Origin of the sequence: Marinibaculum pumilum (genome assembly GCF_042646425.1) — a bacterium.
GTDB classification, from domain to species: Bacteria; Pseudomonadota; Alphaproteobacteria; order Ferrovibrionales; family Ferrovibrionaceae; genus Marinibaculum; species Marinibaculum pumilum.
In genome coordinates, this window is record NZ_JBHRTR010000015.1 from 60,852 (window position 1) to 70,948 (window position 10,097).

The 10,097-nt window shown below is 69.8% G+C and carries 9 protein-coding genes; 5 read left to right on the top strand and 4 right to left on the bottom strand.

Annotated features, from left to right (window positions below; all coding sequences use genetic code 11):
* Positions 1 to 128: 128 nt before the first annotated feature.
* Positions 129 to 1,151, bottom strand: coding sequence for a porphobilinogen synthase (hemB, locus tag ACFOGJ_RS05160; RefSeq protein ID WP_379898912.1), 1,023 nt, complete (start codon positions 1,149 to 1,151; stop codon positions 129 to 131).
* A 353-nt stretch (positions 1,152 to 1,504) separates the two neighbouring features.
* Here hemB and ACFOGJ_RS05165 point away from each other — a divergent pair, with 353 nt between their 5' ends.
* From ACFOGJ_RS05165 to ACFOGJ_RS05180, 4 genes are read left to right on the top strand one after another with little or no spacing between them, the layout of a single operon-like run.
* Positions 1,505 to 2,662, top strand: a complete 1,158-nt coding sequence (locus ACFOGJ_RS05165) for an acyl-CoA dehydrogenase family protein (protein WP_379898913.1) — start codon at positions 1,505 to 1,507, stop codon at positions 2,660 to 2,662.
* Between the two features lie 32 nt (positions 2,663 to 2,694).
* A complete protein-coding gene (locus ACFOGJ_RS05170) occupies positions 2,695 to 3,762 on the top strand; it encodes an enoyl-CoA hydratase/isomerase family protein (RefSeq protein WP_379898653.1) in 1,068 nt (355 codons plus the stop codon).
* 47 nt (positions 3,763 to 3,809) lie between these two features.
* On the top strand, positions 3,810 to 4,706 hold the full coding sequence (gene mmsB / locus ACFOGJ_RS05175) for a 3-hydroxyisobutyrate dehydrogenase (protein ID WP_379898656.1): 897 nt from the start codon (positions 3,810 to 3,812) through the stop codon (positions 4,704 to 4,706).
* Positions 4,699 to 5,520 (top strand): enoyl-CoA hydratase/isomerase family protein, encoded by an 822-nt coding sequence (locus ACFOGJ_RS05180; protein ID WP_379898658.1) that lies wholly within the window; start codon positions 4,699 to 4,701, stop codon positions 5,518 to 5,520. Before mmsB ends, ACFOGJ_RS05180 begins: the two co-directional genes overlap by 8 nt.
* Before the next feature lie 34 nt (positions 5,521 to 5,554).
* On the opposite strand, the gene ACFOGJ_RS05185 is transcribed toward ACFOGJ_RS05180, so the two are convergent.
* Positions 5,555 to 5,953 carry a YybH family protein gene (locus ACFOGJ_RS05185; RefSeq protein ID WP_379898659.1) on the bottom strand — a complete coding sequence of 133 codons (399 nt, stop codon included), beginning with the start codon at positions 5,951 to 5,953 and terminating at the stop codon, positions 5,555 to 5,557.
* Positions 5,954 to 6,257: 304 nt separating this feature from the next.
* Here ACFOGJ_RS05185 and ACFOGJ_RS05190 point away from each other — a divergent pair, with 304 nt between their 5' ends.
* Entirely contained in the window at positions 6,258 to 8,066 is a 1,809-nt protein-coding gene (locus ACFOGJ_RS05190) for a methyl-accepting chemotaxis protein (RefSeq protein WP_379898660.1), read from the top strand.
* 34 nt (positions 8,067 to 8,100) lie between these two features.
* Here ACFOGJ_RS05190 and ACFOGJ_RS05195 read toward each other — a convergent pair whose 3' ends face one another.
* Positions 8,101 to 8,973, bottom strand: a complete 873-nt coding sequence (locus ACFOGJ_RS05195; protein ID WP_379898662.1) for a C40 family peptidase — start codon at positions 8,971 to 8,973, stop codon at positions 8,101 to 8,103.
* A gap of 7 nt (positions 8,974 to 8,980) precedes the next feature.
* A partial coding sequence (locus tag ACFOGJ_RS05200; protein WP_379898663.1) for an LLM class flavin-dependent oxidoreductase occupies positions 8,981 to 10,097 on the bottom strand: 1,117 nt, incomplete at its 5' end.

A 10,097-nucleotide genomic window follows, 5' to 3' on the forward strand; every position in this document is an offset into this window, starting at 1 on the left:
GGGATGGCGCGGGACCATGCCGGCGAATCCGGCCACGAGCCGGAGTTTAGCACACGATTCTCAAGAAGATGCTCTAACGATGTGCCGCAAGTCATTGGTCGGAATGGCGGAAATCCGATGCCGGGTGGTCACGGATTCTGTCCTGCCAGCCGGCCCGCGGCCTCAAGTGCGAAATAGGTCAGGATGCCGTCGCAGCCAGCGCGCTTGAAGCCCAGCAGGGATTCCATCATCACCCGCTCGCGCGCCAGCCAGCCGGCCTGTGCGGCCGCCTGCAGCATCGCGTACTCGCCCGACACCTGGTAGGCGAAGGTCGGCACGTGGAAGGCGTCCTTCACCCGGCGGCAGATGTCGAGATAGGGCATGCCCGGCTTCACCATCACCATGTCGGCGCCTTCCGCCAGGTCCAGCGCGACTTCGCGCAGCGCCTCGTCGCCGTTCGCCGGGTCCATCTGGTAGGTCGACTTGCTGGCATTGGCCAGGTTGCCGGTGGAGCCGACGGCGTCGCGGAACGGCCCGTAGAAGGCGGAGGCGTATTTCGCGGCATAGGCCATGATCTGCACATGCTGCAGGCCGGCCGCGTCCAGGCCGCGGCGGATGGCGCCGATGCGGCCGTCCATCATGTCCGACGGCGCGATGATGTCGCAGCCCGCCTGCGCCTGCACCAGGGCCTGCTGCACCAGCACCTCGACCGAGGCATCGTTCAGCACCTCGCCGTCCTGCACCAGGCCGTCATGGCCGTGGTCGGTATAGGGATCCAGCGCGACGTCGCAGAGTATGCCGATCTCCGGCACCTCCGCGCGGACCGCGCGCACCGCCTGGCAGACCAGGTTCTGGTCGTTCAGCGCCTCGCTGCCCTGCGGATTCTTCAGGGCGGTCGGGGTGGCGGGGAACAGGGCGATCACCGGGATGCCCAGCACCGCGGCCTGCTTCGCGCGCTTCGCCACTTCGGTGATCGGCAGGCGCTCCACACCGGGCATCGATGCGACCGGCTCCGGCCGCGGGCCGTCATGCACGAAGACCGGCCAGATCAGGTCGGCCGGGGTCAGGACGTTTTCTGCCACCAGACGCCGACTCCAGCCGGTTCGCCGGTTGCGACGCATGCGCGTCTGCGGGTAGGCAGGCGCACTGGCATGGGCAGGCGTCTGCTGCATTTCCTGCAGAAAGGCGCTGCGATCCGGGTCGGGGCGGTTCATGGCCTCCATCTCCCAAGGACAGACGTCAGGGCAGACGTCGGGGGCGGGCGTCGGGTAGCGGCGGCAAAGGTACCGGTCGCTGCGCCCCCCGACAATTCCCGCACGCGGGCGCCCCCCAGGGGCTTGTTCCCGGGAAGAGCCGCGGACGCCAGCCCCTGTCTTGTCGCGATACGGCGCGGCGGCCATAGTCGCGGCATCATCATGGGCCGGGTCTGGTCGACAAAAGGTTAACAGGCCGGTTCATTGTTTCCGACCCCGGCATAAGGATCGGGGCAGTTTGGGGAGAGGCGTCCGTGCTGGACACAAGCCCGATGGAGAATCCCTTCGCGCTGAGCGAGGAGCAGCGCGCCTTCCAGGACATGGCGCGCGCCTTCGCCGCGGAACGGCTGGCGCCGGAAGCGGCGCGCTGGGACGCGGAGAAGCATTTCCCGGTGGACGAGCTGCGCGCCGCTGCCGAACTGGGACTGGCGGGGATCTATGTGCGCGACGATGTCGGCGGCTCCGGCCTGCGCCGCCGCGACGCCGCGGTGATCTTCGAGGAACTGGCCGCCGGCTGCACCTCCACCGCCGCCTATATCTCGATCCACAACATGGCGGCCTGGATGATCGACCGCTTCGGCGGCGATGAGGTGCGGCAGGCGTTCCTGCCGGACCTCTGCAGCATGACCCGTTTCGCCAGCTATTGCCTGACGGAACCCGGCTCCGGTTCCGACGCCGCCGCCCTGCGCACCCGCGCGGTGCGGGACGGCGACGATTACGTGCTGAACGGCACCAAGGCCTTCATCTCCGGCGGTGGCCGTGCGGATGTCTATGTCTGCATGGTGCGCACCGGCGACGACGGGCCGAAGGGCATCACCTGCATCGCGGTGGAGGCCGGGACGAAGGGCCTGGGCTTCGGTGCGCAGGAGCGGAAGATGGGTTGGAACAGCCAGCCCACTGCCATGGTGCAGTTCGACGATTGCCGGGTGCCGGTGGCCAACCGCATCGGCGCGGAGGGCGAGGGCTTCCGCATCGCCATGGCCGGGCTGGATGGCGGCCGCATCAACATCGGTGCCTGCTCCCTGGGCGCCGCCCGCGCCTGCCTGGAAGCCGCCCGCGACTATGCCATGGACCGGAAGCAGTTCGGCCAGGCGATCGCGGACTTCCAGGCCAACCAGTTCAAGCTGGCCGACATGGCGACGGAGTTGGAGGCGGCGCGGCTGATGATCCATGCCGCGGCCGCCCGGCTGGATGCGAAGGACCCGGAGGCTACCGTGCATTGCGCGATGGCGAAGCGGTTCGCCACCGATGCCGGCTTCCGCATCTGCAACGACGCGCTGCAGCTGCATGGCGGCTATGGCTATCTGATGGACTATCCGATCGAGCGCTTCGTGCGCGACACAAGGGTGCACCAGATCCTGGAGGGCACCAACGAGATCATGCGCCTGATCATCGCCCGGCGCATCCTGGGCGGCTGGCAGCTCGCCTGACGGCGCGCCGAGCTTATTCAACGGGAACAGGTATGAGTGAGAGCAGCGAAGAGATCCTCTTTTCCGCCGAGGGCGGTGTCGGCCATGTCCTGATGAACCGGCCGCAGGCGCTGAACGCGCTGACCTACGACATGTGCGTGGCGTTCCGCCGGCAGCTGGCCGCCTGGGCGGAGGATCCGGCGATCGGCTGCGTCGTGGTCGAGGGCGCCGGCGACCGCGCCTTCTGCGCCGGCGGCGATATCCGCCGCCTGCATGACGAGGGCCGCGCCGGCGGCAGCTATCCGCGCGACTTCTACGGCGAGGAATATCTGGGCAATTCCGCCATCCACCACTTTCCGAAGCCCTACATCGCCCTGATGGACGGCATCGTGATGGGCGGCGGCGTGGGCTGGTCGGTGCATGGCGGCCATCGGGTGATCACCCAGAAGACCCTTTTCGCCATGCCGGAAACCGGCATCGGCCTGTTTCCCGATGTGGGCGGCAGCTTCTTCATGCCGCGGCTGGAGGGCGAGCTGGGCATGTACCTGGCGTTAACCGGCAACCGGCTGAAGGCGGCCGATACCCTGGCGGCCGGCATCGGCACGATCTATGTGCCGCAGGAGCGCCTGCCGGAGGTGCTGGCCGCCCTGCGCGCCGCCGGCCCGCGCAGCAAGGCGGAGGTGGCGGACGTCCTGCGCGGCTTCGGCGCCTTCCCGGGGGAAGCGGAGCTGCCGGCCTACCGGGCCCGCATCGACCGCCATTTCGCGCATGACAGTGTCGAGGCGATCCTGGACTCGCTGGAGGGGGAGTCCGACGAGTGGGCGAAGGAGGTGGCGAAGACCCTGCGGACGAAGTCGCCGACCTCGCTGAAGGTCACCTTCCGGCAGATGCGGCAGGGCGCGAAGCTGGATTTCGACGCCTGCATGCGCATGGAATGGCGCATGGTGAACGAGGTGATGCGCAACCACGACTTCTACGAAGGCGTCCGCGCGGTGATCATCGACAAGGACCAGAAGCCCGCCTGGAAGCCGGCCAGCGTGGAAGAGGTGTCGAAGGAGGCGGTCGACGCCTATTTCGCCGCCCGGCCGGGCGACGAGCTGCCGCTGGGATCTGCCGGCTGAGGCACGGCGCGGGATAGGCGACACAAGGAAGAGGGGAAGAAACGCAGATGTCCAAGATCGGCTTTATCGGCACCGGCAATATGGGTGGCCCCATGGCCGTGAACCTGGTGAAGGCGGGCCACGAGGTGACGGCTTTCGACCTTTCGCCGGCCCTGCTGGAGCCGGTGACGGAAGCCGGCGGCCGCGCGGCCGGCAGCATCGCCGAGGCGGTGTCGGGCGCTGAGATCGTCGTCTCCATGCTGCCGGCGGGCAAGCATGTGCGCAGCGTCTACGAGGATGCGGGCGGCGTGCTGGCCAGCGCCGGCGCCGGGACCCTGCTGATCGACAGCTCCACCATCGATGTCGACAGCGCCCGCGCCGTCAGCGCGGCGGCGGCGAAGGCCGGCCTGGCCATGGTCGACGCGCCGGTCTCCGGCGGTGTCGCGGCGGCCGCCGGCGGCAGCCTGACCTTCATGGTCGGCGGCCCGGCGGAGGCCTTCGCGCGCGCCGAGCCGGTGCTGCAGGCGATGGGCAAGACCATCGTCCATGCCGGCGATGCCGGGGCCGGGCAGGCGGCGAAGATCTGCAACAACATGATCCTCGGCATCTCGATGATCGCTGTGTCCGAGGCCTTCGCCCTGGCGGAGAAGCTCGGCCTGGACCATCAGAAGCTGTTCGACATCTCCTCCAAGGCCTCCGGCCAGTGCTGGTCGATGACCAGCTACTGCCCGGTGCCGGGGCCGGTGCCGACCTCGCCCGCCAACCGCGACTACAAGCCCGGCTTCACTGCCGCGATGATGCTGAAGGACCTGCGCCTGGCGCACGAGGCCGCCGCGGCCGCCGGCGCGGCGACGCCGCTCGGCCGCCATGCGGAGGACCTCTACACCCAGTATGCGGAGGGCGAGGGGCAGGGCGCCGTCGACTTCTCCGGCATCATCAAGATGATCCGCAGCCTCGATGGCTGACGGGGCGCCGACACTTCGGGAGGATGATGGCGCGGTCCGGGTCGAGATCCGCGACCGCATCGCCATCGTCACCCTGGACCGCGGCGACGGGCGCAACCCGATGTCCTATGCGGTGATGCGGCGGCTGACGGAGGTCGCTCTGGACCTGGCGGAGAACGAGCACCTCTCCGCCATCGTCCTCTCCGGCACGTCATCCGTCTTTTCCGTCGGGTTCGACCTGAAGGATCCGCTGCGGGCGCAATTGGCGACCGCCGGCGCGGGCCAGCGCCTGTCGGCGGCCAAGGTCGGCCAGAAGCTGTGCCGCGCCTGGGCGGCGCTGGAGCCGCTGACCATCGTGGCGGTGGAGGGACATTGCATCGGCGGCGGTACCGCGCTGGCGGTGGCCTGCGACCTGATCGTCGCCGGCCAGGGCGCGCGCTTCCTGGTGCCGGAGATCGACCGCGGCATGAACATGAGCTGGCAGTCGGTGCCGCGGATCACCAACCTGGTCGGCCCGGCGCGGGCGAAGCGGATCTGCATCCTGGCGGAGCCGGTGGACGCGCAGACCGGCGCCGACTGGGGCCTGGTGCAGTACCTGGCGCCGGCCGGCGGCGCCCTGCAGAAGGCGCTGGAGGTGGCCGCCGTGGCCGCAGCCAAGCCGCCGATCCCGGTGCGCATGATCAAGCGCGGGGTGGAGGCCTATGCCAGCGCCCTGGTGCATGCCACCAGCCAGATGGACGCCGACCAGTTCGCGCTCGCCACCATGAGCGACGATTACCGCGAAGGGGTGGAGAGTTTCCTGGAGAAGCGGCCGCCGCGCTACACGGGGGAATAGGCGGCGGCCGGTCCGCACTCTCACGCTGGTTCGATCAGGCCACCTCAATCAGGTCCGTGCCGTAGGAATTGTCGATGATGCAGAGCCAGCGTCCGTCCGCGGACCGCCGGAAGACATAGGTCGCACGCCGGGTCTCGGTCTGCGGGGCGCCGCCGGCAGCGACGGAATCGATCAGGCTTTCCATCAGGACCAGCGCGGTATTGCCGGCCTCCAGAACCGTCATGCGGCCCTGGCGGACAGTCAGGCGGTGGCCGAAATGAGCGGCGATCCGCTCATGCGCGGTGCGGATCTGCGCCAGGCCGCGCGCTTCCAGGCCCGGCCGGACGATCAGCACGGCATCGTCGGCATAGAACGCCATCACCGCATCGAAATCCTCCGCGCCGATGGCGCGGTCGGCCGCCTCGATCACGGCCTTCAGCGCATGTTCGGCCATCTTCGGTCTCCTTCTCTGGTGCCGGAGACCGGGCATGAAAAAGCCCGCCTCCCGGGCGGGCTGTCGATCGAGCGCTGCAGACGCGCGTCAGCCCACCATCCGGGGGATGGCGGGAATGATCAGGGCCTGACCTGCATCTGTGCTGCGCATGCAGACAGGGGTACCACCACCGGCTCCAACGGGCAACTGCACGTCCAGCCGCGGCCATCTGCGCTCTTCATCGCTCGTTAAAACCTGTCGCATAGACCGGGGCCGGCCTGCGGGCTCTTGCGCAAAGCAACTGTGATACAAGGACGTTCCGGCAATGACCGTGGCTCTCCACACCCTCCGAGGGGGCACCTACTTCATCCTCGGCCTCTTGCTGGCCTGCGCCGTCGCGCTGGTCGCCTTCTGGCTCCTCTACCAGGGGGCCCAGGAGGAACAGCAGGCCGCCTATGAGCAGCGCTATGTCTCCTACCTCCTGGCGGACGAGCTGCGGCAGAGCTCCGACGACCTGACCGGCCTGGCCCGCAGCTTCGTCTCCACCGGCGACCAGCGCTTCGCGGACATGTACTGGGACGTGCTGGCGATCCGCAACGGCGAGAAGCCGCGCCCCCAGGGCTACAACCGCATCTACTGGGACTTCGTGGCTGCCGACGGCCGTCCGCCGCGGCCGGCGGAGGGGGCCGTGTCGCTGAACGCGCTCATGCGGCAGGCAGGCTTCACGCAGGAGGAGTTCGGCAAGCTGGAGACGGCCCAGAAGAACTCCGACGGCCTTGTCGCGCTGGAGGAGGAGGCGATGAACGCGGTCAACGGCCTGTTCCGCGATGCGTCCGGCAAGTACAGCGTCAAGGGCGAGCCGGACCTGGCGAAGGCGCGTGCGCTGATGTTCAGCGACGACTACTTCACCTACAAGGCGCGGATCATGAAGCCGATCGACGAGTTCTTCGTCCTGCTGGACCGCCGGACTGCGGGCCGGGTCGCTGTCGCAGAGGGTGCGGTCACCACCTACGGATGGCTGTTCGGCATCGCGATCGCGTTTACCCTGCTGCTGCTCAGTGTGGCGGCATGGGCCATGCTGCGGCGTGTCCTGGCGCCGATCGGACGGCTGCGCCTGGCGATGCTGCGCCTGGCCGACCGGCACATGGACGAACCGGTGCCGGAGACCGCGCGCCGCGACGAGATCGGCGAGATGGCGCAGGCCGTGCAGGTGTTCAAGGACGGGCTGATCGAGAACGACCGGCTGCAGGCGGAGCAGGCCGCCGCGCAGCAGGCCGCCGTCGAGCGCGGCCGCCGGCTGGACGAGCTGACACAGGGCTTCGAGGCGGCGGTGGCCGCCTCGCTGGAGGCGATGGGCGGCGCCTCGGGCAGCCTGGATGCCGCCGCCGGATCGATGACCGAGATTGCCGACCGGGCGCGCGACCAGTCCGCCTCGGTCTCCGCCAGTTCCACCCAGGCGGCGGCGAACGTGCAGACCGTGGCCTCGGCGGCGGAGGAGCTGTCGAGCTCGATCCAGGAGATTGCGCGCCAGGTGCAGGATTCCGCCGGCATGTCGCAGCGCGCCGTGGCGCAGGCGGAGAGCACGCAGCAGACCGTCCGCCAGCTGGCCGCGGTCGGCGAGCGGATCGGCGAGGTGGTGGAGTTGATCTCCGACATCGCCGCGCAGACCAACCTGCTGGCCCTGAATGCCACGATCGAGGCGGCGCGGGCCGGCGAGGCGGGCAAGGGCTTCGCCGTGGTCGCCTCGGAGGTGAAGAACCTGGCGACCCAGACCGGCCGCGCGACCGAGGATATCGGCCGGCAGATCGCGGAGATCCAGAGCGCCACCAGCGGCGCGGTCGGCGATATCGAGAAGATCGCCGATGTGGTCCAGTCCCTCAACGGCATCGCCGGCTCGATCGCCGCAGCGGTGGAAGAGCAAAGCGCGGCCACCAACGAGATCGCGCGCAACGTGCAGGAGGCCGCGACAGGCACCCAGCAGGTCACCGAAGCGGTGACCGGCCTGGACGCCAATTCGGATGCCGCCAGCAGGGCGGCGACCGATGTCGGCGCGGCGGTTTCGGCGCTTGGCGGGACCACCAACCGGCTGCGCAGCGATGTCGAGGGCTTCCTGCAGGGCGTGAAGGCGGCCTGATCGGGGGCACCAGGTTTCCGGTGCGGCGGTGCCGTCAGGGCCGCCGCACCGCCACCTGGCTCCAGTCGTCGCCGAAAACCTCGGCGAAGAAATCCGCGACCGGCTGCTCGATCACCCGCATGTGACGGGTGCCCTCGGCATGGATCACGGCCGGCCCGGTGACGATGCCGACATGGCCGCGGCCATAGACCAGGTCGCCAGGGACAAGATCGCGGACACCTGTCGCGGCCACTGCATCCGCGAAATGGGCCTGCTGCATGTCGCTGTCGCGCGGCACCGGCCGGCCAAGGTCCTGGAAGGCACGCTGCACCAGACCGGAGCAGTCGATGCCCGCGAAGCTCTTGCCCGCCCAGAGATAGGGCGCGCCCAGATAGAGCCGCGCCGCGGCCAGCAGGTCGGGGCTGGTGGGCGGGGATGCCGACAGGGCTGCCTGCGCCACGAAGCCGCCGCCCTGCAGTTGTCGATAGAAGGTGCGGCGGGTCTCCAACGGCGCGGCGTCGGTCAGGGTCACCCGCGCATGGCGCGGCAGGGTGTCCAGGATCGCCGTCTTCAGGTCCGGTTCAGCAAAGACGAAGGCGAGCGGATTGGCGATCCAGGCGGTGTCGCCGGCCGGCATGTCCGGCGACAGGGCGGCCACCGGAATGTAGCCGACATAACCGTCGTCTTCGCTCTGGCACCAGGCCCAGCCGTCCCGCCGCTCGAACACGCCGACAGGCTCGCCGGCGGTGAAGTAGGTGTCGACCGCCGTCGCAGGGTCGGGGGCCGGGCGCACCGGCACCAGGCCGGTCGCGATCCGGGCCGGCTGCGCCGCGACGTAGCGCTCCGCGGCGACGGTATCGCGCAGCCGTTCGTCGGCGAGGTCGGGGCGGCAGGCGTTGAGGCGCCTGTCGGGGGAGGTGCCGGCCATGCGGCGGCTACATGCCCGGCAGCATGCGGCCGGCGCCCTGGCTGGCGGCATCGATGGCGGTGGCGCCGGCGCGCAGCCGCGGGATCAGCTCCCGGCCGAATTCGACGGCATCGGCCAGCGGGTCGAAGCCGCGCAGCAGGAAGCCGGTGACGCCGAGCCGGTAATAGGCGAGCAGGCTGTCGGCGACCTGCTCCGCAGTGCCGACCAGGCAGGTGGTGTTGCCCTGGCCGTGATAGGCGGCCGCGATCGGCATCCAGAGCCGTTCGTCGTGGATCTCCGCCGCTGCCGCCGCAGCCAGCAGGCGGCGGCCGCTCTCGTCGGTATAGAGGGTTGGCTTCTCGTCGCGGACCGCCGCCTCGACCTTGGTCAGGATGGCGCGGGCGCGGTCCCAGGCCTCGCCCTCGGTGGCGCCCAGGATCGGCCGGAAGGAGAGGTTGAACTGCAGGCTGCGGCCATGCATTGCCGCGCGGCGCTGCATGTCGGCGACCCGGTCCGCCACCGCCGCGCGGGGTTCGCCGAACATGGCATAGACGTCGCAATAGGCGGCGCCCATGTCGAGCGCCTCCGCCGAGGAACCGCCGAAGAACAGCAGCGGATGGGGACGGGTCCAGGGCCGCACGTCGGAGATCGCGCCGCGGACGGTGTAGAAGTCGCCGTCGAAGTCGAACGGCTCCGTCGCCGCCCAGGTGCGCCGCATCACGTCGAGATACTCGGCCGCACGGCGATAGCGCTCCGGCTTGGGCAGCGGGTCGCCGTCCATCATCTGCTCGGTGTCGGAGACGCCGGCGATGATGTGGACGGCGAGGCGGCCCTGCCAGAGATGGTCGAAGGTGGCGATCTTCCGTGCCATCAGGGTCGGCGCCACGAAGCCGGGGCGGTGGGCCACCAGGAAGCCCAGCCGCTCGGTATGCGCGGCGGCATGTCCGGCGATGGCAAAGCCCTCCGCCGACTGCGCGGTATAGCCGACCAGGACCAGGTCGAAGCCGGCCGCGTCATGAGCCTGCGCGAACTGCGTCAGGTAGGCGGCGGAGATGCCGCCGGTGATGACATGGACGGCGGCGTCGTCGCGCGACGGCGCGACGCCGATCATGCCGATGATGCGGACGGGCATGGCCCGGCCGGCT